Here is a 15,502-nt window from a genome sequence, read left to right as displayed (position 1 = left end):
GTGGCGAGCGGTCACGACCGTAGACACAGACCCGGGGGAAGTTCAAAGACCCTCAAGCCGGGAAAATCGCCCCTACTTGCACTCCGTCAGGTGGTGTTTGCGCAGGTGAGGGGCGACGCGAGCAAAGTTTGCGGACGTGACACGCCCGTTCGACAAGAGAGACCCATGTCTCACTCGCACAGAACGGACATTAGCCCTCGAACTACCCTCCGAGCGGGGCCGATTCGGGCAGGAGTTCCAGGCTCTGACCAGGGAGGATGAGATCCGGGTCGGCGCCGACCGTCTCCTTGTTGGCGTCGTAGAGGGCGCCCCAGCCGCCGAGAAGACCGTTCTCCCGCGCAATGTCCGACAGACTGTCACCCGGCTTGACGGTGTATTCGTCCGTCTTGCCCGAATCGTCGCCGGTCACTCCGCCCTTCGCCGCGTCGGCCGGCGCCGCGTGGCGCCCGGATTCGGAGCTGGTGTCCGTCATGCCCGGTTCTTCTGTCGCGGCGTCACCCCGGTGCTTGCCGGTGCCGGGAGCGGTCGAGCCCGGCGCACCGGGCGTACCCGGCGTAACGGATGCATCCGGCGTTACGGGCGTACGGGGCGTGACGACGCTGCCCGGGGTGCCGGGGGCGACGGGGCTGCCGGGGGTCGCGGGCGCGGTCGGGGTCCCCGTCGAGGGGCCCGTCGGGGAGCCCGCCGAGGGACCCGTCGACGGAGTGGCCGGAGCGGTCGGCGCGGCGGGGGTCGTGGCCGTCGCCGAAGGCTCGGCGGCGGGGGTCCCGGTACCGGTGGTGCCGGCCGGCAGGCCGTCGGTGCGGTTGGACTCGGGGACGGGCCCCGTGGACTTCTTGGGGGTGACGCCGGGACCCGGGTCGACGGCCGGAGCCTTGCCGTCGTTCGTCAGGCCGGCGATCGGGGCGCAGGTGTCCCACTGGGTGTCGCCGGCGGCGAGCGCCTTCTCGGCGATCGCTATCTGCTGCGCGCGGCTGGCGAGGTCGGCGCTCGGGGCGTAGGCGAGGCCGCCGTGCCGCTCCCAGCTCTCCTGGGTGAACTGGAGCCCGCCGTACAGCCCGTTGCCGAAGTTGGCACTCCAGGCCCCGCCCGACTCGCATTCGGCGACCCTGTCCCAGGTCGCCGCGTCGGCGGCCGAGGCGGAACCGGCGGCGAGCAACGGCAGCGCCATGGCCGATCCGGTGACGCCCGCGGCGACGACGAGAGCGGGGGCCTGGCGGGGTCTGCGGTGACGTCCGTTTCCGGAGCGCATACGGAGAGCCTTTCGCGTGACTGCTGAGGTTGCGGGTGAACGTAGCGGCATGTGAGCGGAAGTCACAAGCCGATGCAGCCCCGATCACGCGAAGATCACATTTCTGATGTGGCGTCAGTCACCGGGCGACGGTGCCCTCCGGGGCGAAGGCCACCGGAAGGGTGCGAAGTCCCCGCATGATGAGCCCGCCGCGCCACCGCAGTTCCTCCGGTTCGACGCCAAGTCGCAGGTCCGGCAGGCGGGTCAGCAGGGTCGCGAGCGCCGTCTGCCCCTCCAGGCGGGCCAGCGGCGCCCCCAGGCAGTAGTGGATGCCGTGCCCGTACCCGAGGTGCTGGTTGTCGCGCCGGGCGAGGTCGAGCGTGTCCGGAGCGTCGAACCGCTCCGGGTCCCGGTCCGCGGCCGCGAGCACCACGAGCACCGGGTCACCGGCCGGGATCTCCTGCCCGCCGATGGCCAGCGGCCGGGTGGCGAACCGCCAGGTCGCCAGCTCCACCGGCCCGTCGTAGCGCAGCAGCTCCTCCACCCCGGTCTCAAGCAGCCCCCGGTCCCCGGCCGCGAGCGACGCCTGGAGGCGCGCGCGCTGCTCCGGGTGGCGCAGCAGGGCGTAGACCCCGTTGCCGATCAGGTTCACCGTCGTCTCGAACCCGGCGAAGAGAAGGATGAAGGCCATCGCGGCGGCCTCGTTCTCGGTGAGGTGCTCGCCGTGGTCCGAGGCCCTGATGAGCCCGGAGATGAGGTCGTCGGCCGGGTCGAGCCGCTTGCGGTGGATGAGCTCCGCGAGGTAGCCGCGCATCTTCTTCACCGACCGCGCCACCCCGCCGCGCGGGCCCCCGCCGTGCCGGATCATCATCCCGGCCCAGTCCCGGAAGTCGTCCTGGTCCTCGCGCGGCACCCCGAGCAGGTCGCAGATGGCGTAGATGGGCAGCGGAAACGCGAACTCGTGGATCAGGTCCGCGCTCCCCCGCTCCGCGAAGCCGTCGATGAGCCGGTCGGTCAGCTCCTGCACCCGCGGCGCGAACTCCGCGACCCGGCGCGGTGTGAACGCCTTCGACACAAGGCGGCGCAGCCGGGTGTGGTCCGGCGGGTCGATGTTGAGCAGATGGGTCATCAGCTCCGCCTTGCGCTCCCCCGGGATCCCCGTCTTCCCCTTGGCGTGCGCCGGCTCGTCGTGGTGCGCCGGATTCTTCGACAGCCGCTGGTCGGCCAGGGCCTGCCGCGCGTCCGCGTACCGGGTCACCAGCCACGCCTCCACCCCGCTGGGCAGGGTGGCCTTGTGCACAGGCGCGTGCTCGCGCAGCCAGGCGTAGGCCGGGTACGGGTCGGTGGCGAACTCCCAGGTGAAGAGCTCGGGGGCGGGGGGCGTGCTCATGCACCGACCGTACAAGGCACCCGCCGGCCCCGAGGCGGCCCCTCACCGTCCCGGGGGGGCGCCGGGGGGGGCGAGGCCGGGGCGGGGCGGGGGAGGTGGCCGAGGCGGGGGGACGGGCGAGGCGGGGGAGGCGGGGGGACGGGCCGGGGCGGGGGCCGAGGCGGGCCGGGGCGGGCGAGGCCGGGACGGCGGCGCCGAGGCGGGGGCCGGGCGAGGCCGTGGCGGCGGCCGGGCGAGGCCGTGGCGGGGCCGGGCGGGCCGGGACGGCGGCGCACCGCGCATGCTGACCGGCGCCCGGGAGCTCGTCGCCGCCTTCGAGCTAGCTCCGCACCCTGCGGGTCTTCCCCGGCCAGGAGCACGGCATCGAACCGAGGGTCCTCGCCCCGGCCCTGACCGACTTCTCCGGCGCCGCGGCGTCCTGACGAACTACCGCCGTCCGGACGTGCGGTGACGCGACGTGGCCTAGATTCACCGCGTGGATGCCCAGTTGCTCAGAAGCACGTTCGCGGTCGTCGAGAGACGGGCGGAGCACGCCGTCACCTTCTTCTACTCCCATCTCTTCTGGCACAACCCGGGCGTCCGCGAGCTCTTCCCCGAGGACATGGCCCCGCAGCGGGACCGGCTGTTCGCCGCGCTCACGCATGTGGTGACCCGCTTGGAGGACCCGGGGCTCGCCGGCTACCTCGGGCAGCTGGGGCGCGACCACCGCCGGTTCCTGGCCACGCCGGCGCTCTACAGCGCCGTCGGCACCAGCCTGCTGGCCGCGTTCGCGCACACCGCGGGAGCCGCCTGGACGGTCGAGGCGGAGAAGGCGTGGACCGAGGCGTACGGGCGGGTCGCCGACCTCATGAAGGCGGGCGCCCAGGAGTCGGCGGCGGCCGGACAGCCCGCCTGGTGGGACGCCGACGTCGTACGGCACGAGCGGTACGGCGACGATCTGACCCTGCTCACCGTGCGGCCCCGGCAGCCCTACCCGTATCTACCCGGCCAGTACGCGAGCGTGAGCTCGCTCCACGTGCCGCGGGTCTGGCGCACGTACTCCCTCGCCAACGCGCCGCGCCCCGACGGCACCGTCGACCTGCACGTCAGCCGGGTCGCCGACGGGCTGATGAGCACCGCGCTGACGTCCCGCCTGCGGGTGGGCGAGACCCTGCGCCTGAGCAGCCCGGGCGGCGCGCTGACCGCCCGCACCCCGCCCGGCAAACCCCGCACCTTCATCGCGGCGGGCACCGGCTGGGCACCGGTGCGCGCGCTCCTCGAAGAGGCGGCGGCGGACGAGCCGGAGCTGGAGGGGCGGCTCTTCCTCGTCGCCCGCGCCAAGGAGTACCTGTACGGGCGGGCCGACGCCGAACGGCTGAGCGCGCTCATACCCGGGCTGCACGTCACCTGCATCACCGCCGCTCCCTGCCGGCCCCGCGACCAGGCCACCGAACGGCTGGTCCAGGCGCTGCGGTCCTCCCTCAACTGGCCGGCCCACGACGTCTACCTGGCGGGCCCGCCCGCCTTCCTCACCGAGGTCGCCGAGGAACTGGAGGACCTCGGCACCGACCCGGCCCGCGTCTTCCACGACCGGCTGCCGGCCGTGGGCCGGTTCGCCGAGCGCCCCCGCAGCCGTGCGGAGTGGCTGATCGAACCGCCCCCACTCCACTGGCACGACCCGGCGGCCCGCGCGCCGCAGGAGCCGTAGGAGCCGTAGGGGGCGGATGCCGGGAGGCGGGGGATGCGGGGAGGGGCGCGCGGCCGGCGCAGAGGCCAGGGTGCGGAGACGCCGGGAGGGGAGCGGCCGGCACAGAGGCCCGGGTGCGGAGACGCCGTGGGCCGGGGGCAGGGGCCGAAGGGGTGGGGCCCGGGCACCAACCCCCAACCACCGAGCCGCGCACGGTAAGTGCCGGCCGTTGGCGCCGACCGTCGGGCCCGACCCGCCAGTCCCGGCCGTCACTCCCAGCCGTCAGTCCCGGCCGTCAGTCCCAGCCGTCACCCCCAGGTGTCAGTCCCGGCCGTCACCCCCAGCCGTCACCGCCCGGCGTCAGTCCCGGTCGGCCGGGTCGACGCCCTCCGCCGCGCGGATGGCGTCCCGGTAGGTCCGGCCGGCCGCCCGCAGGGCCGCCTCCGGGTCGACCCCGGCGGCCTCCGCTCGTACGGCGAGGGCGAGGAGCTCGTCACCGATGCCGTCCCCGGCGGGCGGCGGCACGTCGAGCCCGGCGGTCCGTACGCGGCTCGCCAGCTTGGCCGCGAGCGCGAGGCCGGGCTGGCCGAGGGGGACCCCGTCGGTCACCGACTCCCGCTGCTTCTCGACGGCCTTGGTGCGCAGCCAGTGCGCCTTGACGTCCTCCGGCGTCTCGGCCGTCGCGTCGCCGAAGACGTGCGGGTGCCGGTGGATCAGCTTCTCCACGATGGTGGCGGCCACGTCGTCGACGGAGAACGGCTCCTCGGCGTCCTCCTCGGCGATCCGCGCGTGGAAGACGACCTGGAGCAGGACGTCGCCGAGCTCCTCGCGCAGCGCCTCCCGGTCGCCGTCCTCGATGGCCTCGACGAGCTCGTACGCCTCCTCGATGCCGTACTTGGCGAGCCCCTCGTGGGTCTGCCGCGAGGACCAGGGGCACTCGCGCCGGATCCGGTCCATGACCTGGACGAGATCGAGGAGGCGGGCGCCGGGCAGGTCGTACGAGCCGGGCAGCAGCTCCAGGTCGGGCATGGCGACCCGGCCGGAGCCGGCCAGCCGCGCGAGCCCGTCGGTCAGCGCCCGGTCGCCCTCGCCCGAGGGCAGCACGACGACCGTCCGGCCGCCGGCGCACGCCTCGACGAGCTCCTCGGCGGAGGGCCGCAGCAGCTCGACGGCGACGCCCGCCTCCCGCAGATACGGCAGCTGGGGGTGGTCGCCGTCGGGGCAAAGGACCCGGTCGGCGCCGTGCAGCGCCTGCCAGGCGGGCCAGGACAGCAGCCCGGGCGCGACCCGGTGGCTGGCGGTGAGCAGGACGACGCGGCCGGTCTCGACGGGGGCTTCGGTGTTCACCCCTCGACCTTACGTCGGGCTCAGGCGACGGCCTCGGGGGCCTTGCTGATCTGCCGGACCCACGGCGCCGTGTACGCGGCGAGCTGGATCTTCTCGTCGTCCCAGGTGCCGTACCGCGGGTTCACGTCGATCCGCAGCTCCTTGGAGGCCCGGCTGAAGGCGTCGGTGAGCTTCTTCTGGCCCTCGGGGGTGTCGGTGACGCCCAGCTTCGCCGCGATCTTGTTCATGAGGACGGCCCGGCGGGCGACGTCGTCGATCTGGTCCGGGGCGACGCCCTGCTGCTGGAGCAGCACGGCCTTCATCTGCTCCTCGCCGCCGCTCTGGCGGGCGAAGTCGCCGCGGGTGCGCTGGATCTCGCCGCGGCTCGCGGTGACCCCGTTGTCCTCGGCGACCTTCGCGACCACCCGGTCGAAGATCATCCCGTGCAGCTTCTGCCTGCTGAGGTCCCCGGTCTCCCGGAGCAGCTGCGCGCCCTGCGGCGAGGCCTTCTGGGCGGCCCGGACGTCCTTCACCTCGGCCTGGAGGCTGGACACCTCGATCCGCTGCCCGCCGACGACGGCCGCCGCGCCCGGGTGGGCGTCACTGCCGCAGGCGGTGAGCAGCGGGGCCGCGGCGAGCAGCGTCGCGGCGGCGGAGACGGAGAGCGCAGTGCGGCGGTGCAAAGGAGCCTCCCGGCGTGGGTCGTGCGTCAGTGGGACGACCGTGCGGTGATCGATGTTAGGCAGTCGCCGTGGCCCGGGCCACTACTTGGAAGCGACTGTCTCAGTTGAATCGGTCAACGACTCGCGCATTCGGGTGGTGTCGGGTCCCAGCATGATCGTCCGGAGGCCGTGACCCGACGGCCTCACCCCCCCTCGCTCGACCACACCTCGAACACCGGCCCTCCCTCTGCGAAACCGGCCGGAAAGCAGGGGGCGGCGATCCCGCCCGACAGGAGGCCGAGAACGGCAGCGACCGGCCCCTCCGGGACGACGAGAAAGTCGAGCTGCCCGGCTTCGATCAGCGCGGCAGGCCAGTCGTCCGTGGGGCCGACGGGTACCCAGAAAGCCAATCCGCGTTGTCCGTACTCCCCCACTGCACTAGGTCAGCGAGTGAGACACCGAATTCCCGGGCCAGATGGCGGCCCACCGGAGCAGTCACCCCGGCCAGGATCTCGGACGCCTCTCGCGTGCGCGCCTCGATGTTCGGCCGGATGCCAGGCTCGGAGTTCTCGTAGATCCAGAGGAAGTCGTTGAAACAGCCGGGCCCGTACTTCTCCAGCATCGCCGCGTGCTCACGCGGAATGGATCACCGCAGGAAAGGCACCGGGAACACGTTGGCCGCACTGAAATCGATTCGCGCCGCCCGGCCCGACGGCGCCCCGATCTACGTGATCATGGACAATCTGTCGGCCCACAAGGGCGCCGACATCCGCCGCTGGGCGCGGAAGAACAAGGTCGTGCTGTGCTTCACCCCGACCTACGCCTCCTGGGCGAACCCGATCGAGGCCCACTTCGGACCACTGCGGCAGTTCACCATCGCCAACTCGAACTACCCCAACCACACCGTGCAGACCCGGGCTCTGCACGCCTACTTGCGCTGACGCAACGCCAACGCCCGCCACCGCGATGTCCTGGCTGCCCAGCGCAGGGAACGCGCCCGCATCCGCGCAGCGAGAAGGGCATCCGCTGGGGCGGACGCCCGCTCACGATGGCGGTCTGACCAGCTGTTCCGGCAGCTCAGACGCTCAGCGCCGCGTGTAGCGCACGGAATGCTTCTTGAAGTTCCGACGTGGCGATCGGATCGACCTCCATCTGCAAATGACACACGCTGTCATCACCGTTGGGAGTCAGGCGCACGAAAAAGGCGAACTTGTCCCCGACGGGCTCCGCCTTCAACGTCAGCGGATTGTTCCGACCGGGAGTCACCGCCGCCGAAAAGCGTCCACCCGATGGCGCCCGCAGGTGAGAAAGCATGCGGGCTGCGAAGTCCACGACCTCCGCAGCGCTGAGATCCGCGGTGAAGTCAGCGGTCAGCCACGAGCACCAATCTGCGGTGATCCGCCAGCTGTTGCCATCAGCCCGAGCCAGTTCCAGCCACACGTCATCGCTGGCGAGGCGTACCCGCGGTTCTTCCATCGTCGCCCTCCGACATTCGTGCCTGGGCTCAAGATCTTACGAGGTGGATCTACCTCGTCGGGCTTCATCGCACGCCATCCACCCTCCTCCGAACAACCCGGCGAACCTTCCCGGCCAGAGCACTAGCGCGTGCGCTCGTTGACGGAGGCTTCGACGGCCGTCGGCTCGTGGGGGTGGTCCACCGGCTGTCCCCGCGAGCCGTCGCGCCGCGTGTCCCGGTCGGGTCCCAGCATGATCGTCCGGGAGACCAGGAAGGTGACCGGGATCGCGGCCGCCGCCGCGAGCAGCGGGGCGTAGCGGGTGTCGACGCCCAGGAGGTCCACCAGGACGTAGACGCCGGCCGTCGTGATCACGAAGTTCGCCGCGTTGGTGAGGGGGAAGAGGAGGAACTTCCGCCAGGTGGGGCGAGTGCGGTAGGTGACGTACGAGGTGAGGAAGAAGGAGCCGACCATCGACAGCGCGAAGGCGGCGACGTGCGCGGCGATGTACGGCAGCCAGTGGCCGAGGAGCAGGTAGAGGCCGTAGTAGGTGCCGGTGTTGACGGCGCCGACCAGGCCGAAGCGCACCACCTGCCAGGTCACGGCGGTCCGGGTCATCGGCGGACGAGCTCCTCGTGGCTGGTGGCGGTGACGCGGGCGTTGGTCGCCTTCACCAGGTAGTGCGGGCGGCGCTTCACCTCGTAGTAGATGCGGCCGACGTACTCGCCGACCAGTCCCAGCATCACCATCTGGACGCCGGCGAGTGCCGTGACCGTCACGAGCAGGGTGACGTAGCCGGGCGTCTCGACGCCGTTCACCAGGGCGACGCCGACGATCCAGGCGGCGTACGCGAAAGCGACGGCGACCAGGATCATTCCGAGGTAGACGGCGGCCCGCAGCGGTTTGTTGTTGAAGGAGAGGAGGCCGTCGAGGCCGTAGTTGAGGAGCTTTCCGAAGGTCCACTTGGAACGGCCCTGTTCACGCACCGCATTCTCGTACTCGAACGTCGTCGTCCGGAATCCGACCCAGGCGAAGAGCCCCTTGGAGAAGCGGTTGTATTCGGTCAGTTCGAGGATCGAGTCGACCGTGCGGCGGGAAAGGAGCCGGAAGTCGCCGACGCCGTCGACGAGCTCGACGTCCACCAGCCGGTTGATCGCCCAGTAGTAGGCGCGGGCGGTCAGGGTGCGGGTGACCCGGTCGCCGGTGCGGGTGCGGCGGGCGATGACCTGGTCGTATCCCTCGGCGTGCAGGGCCACCATGCGGTGCACCAGCTCCGGCGGGTGCTGGAGGTCGGCGTCCATGATGACGACGGCGTCGCCGGCCGCGTGCCGCAGGCCCGCCAGCATGGCGGCCTCCTTGCCGAAGTTGCGGCTGAAGGAGACATAGCGCGCCCGGGGGTCGCCGGCGGCGATCCCCTCCAGGAGCGGCAGCGTACGGTCACGGCTTCCGTCGTCCACGTAGACGATCTCGAATTCTCCGTCGAAACGGGAGAGTTCCTTCGTCACATGGTCGTGAAAGCGACCGATGATCTCTTCTTCGTTGAAGCACGGGACCACGATCGAGAGCAGCACGCACGCCACCACAGCCGGTGCGGATGTCGCCGCCGGATTCCGTCGGTGACGGTCAGGCGACCATTGCGTGAACTGCCCGGCGCGGGGGCCGATTTCGGCATTATCGCTGTCATATTCGTTCCACGATGAAGATCCCGAACATGCGTGCCGCAGGCCGCGCGCCGGCCCTTGCCGCGCTGCTGCTCACCGCCGTCGCCGTGTGCGCGGGTGACGCCGTCGCTCGCACCTTCCCGTTCGGCCCGCACCGGCGCAGCGTCAACGACCTGGGCAACCAGTTCCTGCCGTTCCACGCCCGGCTGTGGGACCTGCTGCACGGGCGGGCGGACGGCGGGCTGCTCCTGAACTGGCAGTCCGGCTGGGGCACCAGCTTCCTGCCGGACCTCGGCACGTATCTGACCAGCCCGTTCGCCCCGCTCGTCGCCCTCTTCCCGCGCGCCGACCTGGCGTACGCGCTGTACGGGATCACCGTCCTGAAGACGGCGGCCGCCGCGGCGGCGATGGCCTGGGCGCTGCTGCGGACGCGGCCGGGCGTGTGGTGGGGCGCGGGGCTGCTCGGCGCCGCCTACGGGCTGTGCGGCTGGGCCCTGCTGGAGGCCGTCTACAACCCGATGTGGATGGACGGCCTGATCGCCTTCCCGCTGCTGTGCCTGGTGGGTGTGTGGGTGCGGGAGGGACGGCGGCCGCTGCTCGGGCCGCTGGTCGTCGTCGTGTGCTGGCTGGCCAACTTCTACACCGCGTACATGGCGACGCTGGGCGCCGCGCTGGTCCTCCTGGTGTCGGTGCCGCACCGGCGGATGCTCGTCCCGGTCCTCGTCCGGGGCACGGTGACCGTGCTGCTCGGCGTCGGGCTCGCGGCGCCCGTCCTGGTCCCGGTCTTCCTCGGGACGCGGCACGCCCACCCCGGCGTGGTGCGGGAGTTCGTGGCGGCCGGGGCGCCGGACCTGGCGGCGCGCCTGATGCCCGTCACGTACGGCTTCTCCACCCCGGCGCTGTTCGTGTGGACGGCCGTTCCCGTGCTGGCCGCCTCCCTGCTCTTCCGCCCCGGGATCCGCCGGGAGCAGTGGCGGTGGCCGGCCCTGGCCCTGGCCGTCGCGCTGTCCCTCCAGTGGGGGCCGACGCATCTGGTGTGGCACGTCTTCGCCACGCCCAACGGCAGCCCGTACCGCCAGACCTTCGTCCTGTCCGGCGTCCTCGTCCTGGCCGCGTGGGCGGCGCTCGCCGACGGCCTGCCGGACCGGCGGGCACTGCTCGGCGGGGCGGGCACGGTCGGTGTCCTCGGCCTCGGGGCGCTGGGCAGCGGGCAGGCGACGGTGTGGGGCGGGGCGCTGTTCGCGGCGGGCATCGCGGTCCTCTTCGTGCGGCGGGGGCGGCTCGCCGTGCTGCTCCTGGCGGGGGTCCTGGTGGCCCAGGCGGCGGCGACGACGGCGTACGGCGACCGGGAACGGCTCCGCCGCCTCGACGACTACCCCGCCTGGAGCGCCGCCGACGGCCGCCTGGCCGACGCCCTCGCCCGGGCGGACGGCTGGCCCGCGTACCGCACCGACTCCGGCCGTCCCCACACCACCGCCAACGAGCCGATGGCCCTGGGCGGCCAGGGCGGCGCCTACTACAGCAGCCTCACGCCCGACGTCCTCACCCGCACCATGGCCGCCCTCGGCGCCGGCTGGACCTCGCGGGGGCGCAACCTCCAGAGCCTGGACAACCCCGTCACCGACGCCCTGTTCGCGGTGGGCGCGCGCCGACGGGACGACGCCGTGGTGCGTACGGGTCCGGCGCTGCCCCTGGTGACGGTACGGCCGGCCGGGGCGGGCCCCGTGTACGGCCCGTCGCCGTTCCGCAACCAGGAACTCCTGCTGGGCGCCCGGGTCTACGAGCCGCCGGGCCCGACCGGCGCCTGCCGCGTCGGCACCGAAACGTTCCTCTGGGCCCCCGACGTCACCGGCACCGCCCGCCTGGGTCCCGTGACGGTCCGGCTCCGCGGCGAGCTCCCCAAGTGGCGGGCCGCGCTGGTGTCCCTGGGCGTCCAGCGGGTGCCGGGGCTGCGCCCCGAGCTCCCCGGGGCGGCCACGGGAACCGCGGGGACCGCCGGGGGCGTCGAGGTCGCCTGCCTGGACCACGGGCGCCTGCGGACGGCCGTGGCCGCGCTCCGGGCGACGGCCCCGGGCCCCAGCGCGATCCGGGTGACGTCCACGGGGGTCCGGGCCCGCCTGCGCCCGGGCACCACCGGCACACTCGTCCTGGCCGCGCCCCGGATCGCCGGCTGGACGTGCGACGGCCGCCCGGCGTCCTCGTACGGCGGCCTGGTGGCGGCCCCGGTGCGGCCCGGCGCCCGGGAGGTGAGCTGCGTCTTCCGTCCGCCCGGCCTGCGCGCGGGTCTGGTGACCGGCGGGTCCGCGCTGCTGCTCCTGGCGGTGTGGGCGGGCCTGACGGTCCGGCGCCGCTCCCGGGGCGGGGACGGCGGCGGTGCCGGTGAGGACGCTGCCGGGGAGCACCGTCCGCGGCTGCCCCACGCCTCCGGCCGGACGTCCCGCGACGCCCCCGCCGCCTCCGGACCCGCCGGGTCCGCCGGGTCCGCCGGGTCCGCCGTGGCGGCCGTGGCGGCCGTGGCGGCCGTGCCCGGCATCTGAGGTGGCCGGACGGCCTCGCCGGGGGCGATGCCGTCCACGAGGCGGACGTACGCGGCGTTCGCCTCGTCGTCGAGGGTCACGCGCACGACCCGCCAGAGGCGTGGCGCGCGTCACACCCTGGACGGTCACACTCCCCCGGCGGGCTCCGTCGTAGCTGTGTAGCGAACACCGAGCACGACGAAGGAGCCCCTCATGGAAGCCCGACTCAACCTCTTCGGCAGCCCGACCGGCAACAAGGTCGTCAAGCACTTCGCCGCCGCGGGCAAGGCCGTCGCGGACACGGGACTGCCCTACGCGGTCCAGGAGCTCGTGAAGATCCGCGCGAGCCAGATCAACGGCTGCGGCTTCTGCCTCGACATGCACACCAAGGACGCGGAGGCGGCCGGCGAGACCTCGCTGCGGCTGCACATGGTCGCGGCCTGGCGCGAGACCAGGCTCTTCACCGACGCCGAGCGCGCCGCCCTCGCGCTGGCCGAGCAGGGCACCCGCATCGCCGACGGGACCGGTGTCCCGGAGGAGGTGTGGGAGGAGGCCGCCAAGCACTACGACGAGGAGCAGCTGGTCGGCCTCGTCGCGCTGATCGCCCTGATCAACGCGTACAACCGCGTGAACGTCGTCCTCCAGCAGCCCGCGGGGGACTACCGGGTGGGCATGTTCGGCTGAACCGGCGCCCCGCAGCCGGACGGGACGCGCGGCGTACGCGTGCGGGGCTGGACATGCGGAAGGGGCCAGGGCATGCCGGAGGGGCCGGACATGCGGGAGGGGCCGGACATGCGGGAGGGGCCGGACATGCGGGAGGGGCCGGCCCGCCCGGGCCGGCCCCTCCTCCGCGTACGGCTGTCGCCTACTTCGCCGCGACCTCTTCGAGGCAGAGCACGAACTGGTCGTAGTCCAGCTGCTGCGCGAGCGCCGCGTACTTGTTGCGGTCGCACTTCTGGAGGTCGTAGGTGCCCTCGTGCACCTGGGCGACCTTGAACAGGTCGGCCTTGCCCGAGGAGCAGTCCTGGGTGTCGACCTTCGGCTTGTCGTCGGGGCCGGTCACGGTCACGCACTCGCCGACCTCGGCGTGGACGGGGGCGGTGCCCGTGAGCTCCGGCAGGCCGATGCGCCAGAAGAGGATGACCGCGATGGCCACGACAATGCCACCGACCGCCTTCAGCACGCCGCCCTTCTTCTTCTCCGGGGCGGGAGCCTGCTCGGGGGTGCCCGGGGCGGGAGCGGCGAACGGGTCGGACGGCTGGGGCGTGGTCATGGAGGGATCCTTGGGCGACGTGGACATGATCGAACGCGCACATTACACAGCGCGAAACGACCAATTCGGACCTCTACCGTCCGTTTCCGGATCAGATGCGGAGTCGTGATTCTGCCGGTCCGTCAGCTCCGCCCCGGCTCCCTGGGTCACGGCCCTCAGCCGTGCGCGCCGCCCATCTGCCGTCGGCGGTCGAGCGCCCGGCGCAGATCGGCGGCCAGCGGGTGGTACGGCCCGTGGAAGCGCTCCACGTCGTACAGGAGGGCGCCGAGGCCGGAGAGGGCCGCCGCGTGGTCTCCGATCGCGAGTTGCAGCAGACCGATCCGGTGCCGGATGTCGAAGGCGCGGGACCGCTGCGCGGGATCCGTCTGCGCGCCGTGCTCGTGGTACGGCAGGAGCGCGCGGTACTCGGCGAGCGCGGCCGACGGGTCGCCGAGCTGTTCCAGGCACACGGCCGCGTCGTAACGGAAGCGGAGGGTCTGCGGGTCGGCCGGGCCGGCCTCCGCCGCGTGGTCCTCGGCGAGGCGGCGCAGCTCCGGGAGCGCCCGGCGGTACTGGCCGTCGTCCATGAGCGTCGCCGCGTACTGCTTGCGCAGGATGCGGACGACCGGCGAGTGCTCGCCGTGCTCGGCGGCGGCGGCCGGGAGGATGCCGCCGAGGATGTCCACGGCCTGGGTGAGGGAGCCCTCGCCGAGCAGCCGCTTCACCTCGTCCACGGCCGCCGCCACGTCGGGCTTCGCCGGAGCCGGCGCCACGGCCGGGACCGGGGGCGCAGCGGCCTGCACCGCGTGGTCGGGCCAGGGGGCGTGCGGGCGCCGGAAGGGGCGGGTCGGATCGAGCGGGCCCGACGACCCGGCCGCGCCGCGCGGCGGCAGGAGCGGCAGCAGCTGCTCGTACACCTCCTGCGCGCCGGAGGGGCGGGCCTGCGGGTCCTTGGCGAGCAGGCGCAGCACGAGCGCTTCCAGGGCCTCGGGCACCTCGGGGCGCAGCCGGCGCACCGGGACGGGCGGCTCGTACAGGTGGCGGTGCAGCACGCCGAGCGCGGTGGAGCCGGCGAACGGCACGTTGCCGCTGAGGAGTTCGTGGAGCAGCACCCCGAGCGCGTACAGGTCCGTGTACGGGCCGACGGCGCCGCCCATGGCCTGCTCGGGCGCCATGTAGGCGGGGCTGCCGATGGGCGAGCCGGTGTGGGTGAGGCGGGTGTTGTCGGTGTCGAGGACGGACGCGACCCCGAGGTCGAGCACGATCACCGTGCCGTCGGGGCGGACCATCACGTTCCGCGGCTTGAGGTCCCGGTGAACGATCGGCACCGCGTGCACGGCGGCGAGCACCGCGCACAGCTGGGCCGCGACGGACACCGCCCAGGGCCAGGGGTAGGGGTCGTGCTCGGCGAGGTGGTCGGCGAGGTCGGCGCCTTCCACGTGCTGCATGACCAGGTACAGGTCGTCGCCGTCGCTGCCCGCGTCGTGGACGGTGACGAGGCCGGGGTGGCCGACCTGTGCGGTGACCCGGCACTCCCGCACGAAGCGGCGCCGCAGCTCGTCGGCGGCCGTGGCGGGGCCGCTGATGGCGGCCGGGCTGAGCAGCTTGACCGCGACCCGCCGGTCGAGCCGGCCGTCGTACGCCGTCCAGACCTGGCCCATGCCGCCCTGGCCGATCAGGGCGGACAGCTCGTAACGCCCTCCGACGACCCGGCCGTTCACTTCCCCTCGTCCTTACGGAGCAGCCGGCTCAGCTCGTCGAGCTCGGCCCGGACCTCGTCGATGCGGGGGCCGGGTCCGCCGGCCGCCGGCGGTCCCGGGGGCGGGGCCGCGGCGGGCGTCGCGGGCGGCACGAGGGGCACGGCCGGGGCGGAGTGGGCGGGGGGCACCGGCTGGGCCGGGGCGGGGGTGACGGGCGGGTAGCCGTAGCCGTGCTGCTGCGGCACCGTCGCCGCGTACGGGTGGTACGGCGGAGGGACCTGGCCCGGCGCTGCGGCCGACCGGGCGCGGGCGTGGCGGATGTCCGCCACCAGGAAGTACGCGGTGAACGCCACCGCGTTGAGCAGCACCATTCCCACGACCAGGTCTCCCTGGAGGGAGGTGTCGTTCTCGTCCTCCGGTATGAGCACGAAGGCCGCGATGACGACGGCCACCGACACCGCGAGCAGGACCCAGTCCCTGGCCCTTCGGGTCAGCAGGCCGATGCGCAGCGCCGTCACCCACGTGAGCATGCCGAGGCTGAGGAGCGGCAGCACCGCGAAGAGCACCCGCAGCACGATGACGGAGGCCGGAACACCGCGCTGCGGTGGCACGGGCTGCGGGTAGCCGTGGCCGTACATGGCTGC

At 73.4% G+C, this 15,502-nt stretch carries 13 protein-coding genes and 1 pseudogene; 4 read left to right on the top strand and 10 right to left on the bottom strand.

What is annotated here, in order from left to right:
- Positions 1-202: 202 nt before the first annotated feature.
- Both ABD954_RS20695 and ABD954_RS20690 read right to left on the bottom strand, forming a co-directional pair.
- Positions 203-1,252: a transglycosylase family protein gene (locus tag ABD954_RS20695; protein ID WP_345487655.1), complete on the bottom strand. Its 1,050-nt coding sequence runs from the start codon at positions 1,250-1,252 to the stop codon at positions 203-205.
- Positions 1,253-1,370: 118 nt separating this feature from the next.
- Positions 1,371-2,621, bottom strand: coding sequence for a cytochrome P450 family protein (locus tag ABD954_RS20690; RefSeq protein ID WP_345487653.1), 1,251 nt, complete (start codon positions 2,619-2,621; stop codon positions 1,371-1,373).
- A 475-nt stretch (positions 2,622-3,096) separates the two neighbouring features.
- On the opposite strand from ABD954_RS20690, the gene ABD954_RS20685 reads away from it, so the two are divergent.
- Positions 3,097-4,308, top strand: coding sequence for a globin domain-containing protein (locus tag ABD954_RS20685; protein WP_345487651.1), 1,212 nt, complete (start codon positions 3,097-3,099; stop codon positions 4,306-4,308).
- 339 nt (positions 4,309-4,647) lie between these two features.
- Here the strand turns inward: ABD954_RS20685 and ABD954_RS20680 are convergent, their stop codons facing one another.
- Both ABD954_RS20680 and ABD954_RS20675 read right to left on the bottom strand, forming a co-directional pair.
- A complete protein-coding gene (locus ABD954_RS20680; protein WP_345487649.1) occupies positions 4,648-5,634 on the bottom strand; it encodes a nucleoside triphosphate pyrophosphohydrolase in 987 nt (328 codons plus the stop codon).
- 20 nt (positions 5,635-5,654) lie between these two features.
- The gene (locus ABD954_RS20675) at positions 5,655-6,296 is read right to left on the bottom strand and encodes a SurA N-terminal domain-containing protein (protein ID WP_345487648.1); all 642 of its coding nucleotides are present in this window, start codon (positions 6,294-6,296) and stop codon (positions 5,655-5,657) included.
- A gap of 617 nt (positions 6,297-6,913) precedes the next feature.
- On the opposite strand from ABD954_RS20675, the pseudogene ABD954_RS20670 reads away from it, so the two are divergent.
- Positions 6,914-7,335 (top strand): annotated as a pseudogene (locus tag ABD954_RS20670) (transposase); the annotation flags it as partial.
- A 17-nt stretch (positions 7,336-7,352) separates the two neighbouring features.
- Here ABD954_RS20670 and ABD954_RS20665 read toward each other — a convergent pair.
- From ABD954_RS20665 to ABD954_RS20655, 3 genes are all read right to left on the bottom strand, one after another.
- On the bottom strand, positions 7,353-7,751 hold the full coding sequence (locus tag ABD954_RS20665) for a hypothetical protein (protein ID WP_345487646.1): 399 nt from the start codon (positions 7,749-7,751) through the stop codon (positions 7,353-7,355).
- A 122-nt stretch (positions 7,752-7,873) separates the two neighbouring features.
- Positions 7,874-8,347 (bottom strand): GtrA family protein, encoded by a 474-nt coding sequence (locus ABD954_RS20660; RefSeq protein ID WP_345487644.1) that lies wholly within the window; start codon positions 8,345-8,347, stop codon positions 7,874-7,876.
- Positions 8,344-9,300 (bottom strand): glycosyltransferase family 2 protein, encoded by a 957-nt coding sequence (locus tag ABD954_RS20655; RefSeq protein WP_345487642.1) that lies wholly within the window; start codon positions 9,298-9,300, stop codon positions 8,344-8,346. Before ABD954_RS20655 ends, ABD954_RS20660 begins: the two co-directional genes overlap by 4 nt.
- A 140-nt stretch (positions 9,301-9,440) precedes the next feature.
- Between ABD954_RS20655 and ABD954_RS20650 the strand changes: the two genes are divergently transcribed.
- On the top strand, positions 9,441-11,927 hold the full coding sequence (locus ABD954_RS20650; protein ID WP_345487640.1) for a YfhO family protein: 2,487 nt from the start codon (positions 9,441-9,443) through the stop codon (positions 11,925-11,927).
- A gap of 192 nt (positions 11,928-12,119) precedes the next feature.
- Positions 12,120-12,590, top strand: a complete 471-nt coding sequence (locus ABD954_RS20645) for a carboxymuconolactone decarboxylase family protein (protein WP_345487638.1) — start codon at positions 12,120-12,122, stop codon at positions 12,588-12,590.
- A gap of 181 nt (positions 12,591-12,771) precedes the next feature.
- Here ABD954_RS20645 and ABD954_RS20640 read toward each other — a convergent pair whose 3' ends face one another.
- The 3 genes from ABD954_RS20640 to ABD954_RS20630 form a co-directional block, all read right to left on the bottom strand.
- A complete protein-coding gene (locus ABD954_RS20640; protein WP_345487636.1) occupies positions 12,772-13,179 on the bottom strand; it encodes an LppU/SCO3897 family protein in 408 nt (135 codons plus the stop codon).
- A 155-nt stretch (positions 13,180-13,334) separates the two neighbouring features.
- Positions 13,335-14,879, bottom strand: coding sequence for a serine/threonine-protein kinase (locus tag ABD954_RS20635; RefSeq protein WP_345487634.1), 1,545 nt, complete (start codon positions 14,877-14,879; stop codon positions 13,335-13,337).
- Positions 14,876-15,496, bottom strand: a complete 621-nt coding sequence (locus ABD954_RS20630; protein WP_345487632.1) for a hypothetical protein — start codon at positions 15,494-15,496, stop codon at positions 14,876-14,878. Before ABD954_RS20630 ends, ABD954_RS20635 begins: the two co-directional genes overlap by 4 nt.
- Between the last annotated feature and the right edge of the window lie 6 nt (positions 15,497-15,502).

The organism is Streptomyces roseoviridis (assembly GCF_039535235.1).
In the GTDB taxonomy this organism is placed as follows: Bacteria; Actinomycetota; Actinomycetes; order Streptomycetales; family Streptomycetaceae; genus Streptomyces; species Streptomyces roseoviridis.
The sequence above is the reverse complement of the archived record's forward strand: the minus strand, read 5'-3'. Positions and strand labels throughout refer to the sequence as shown.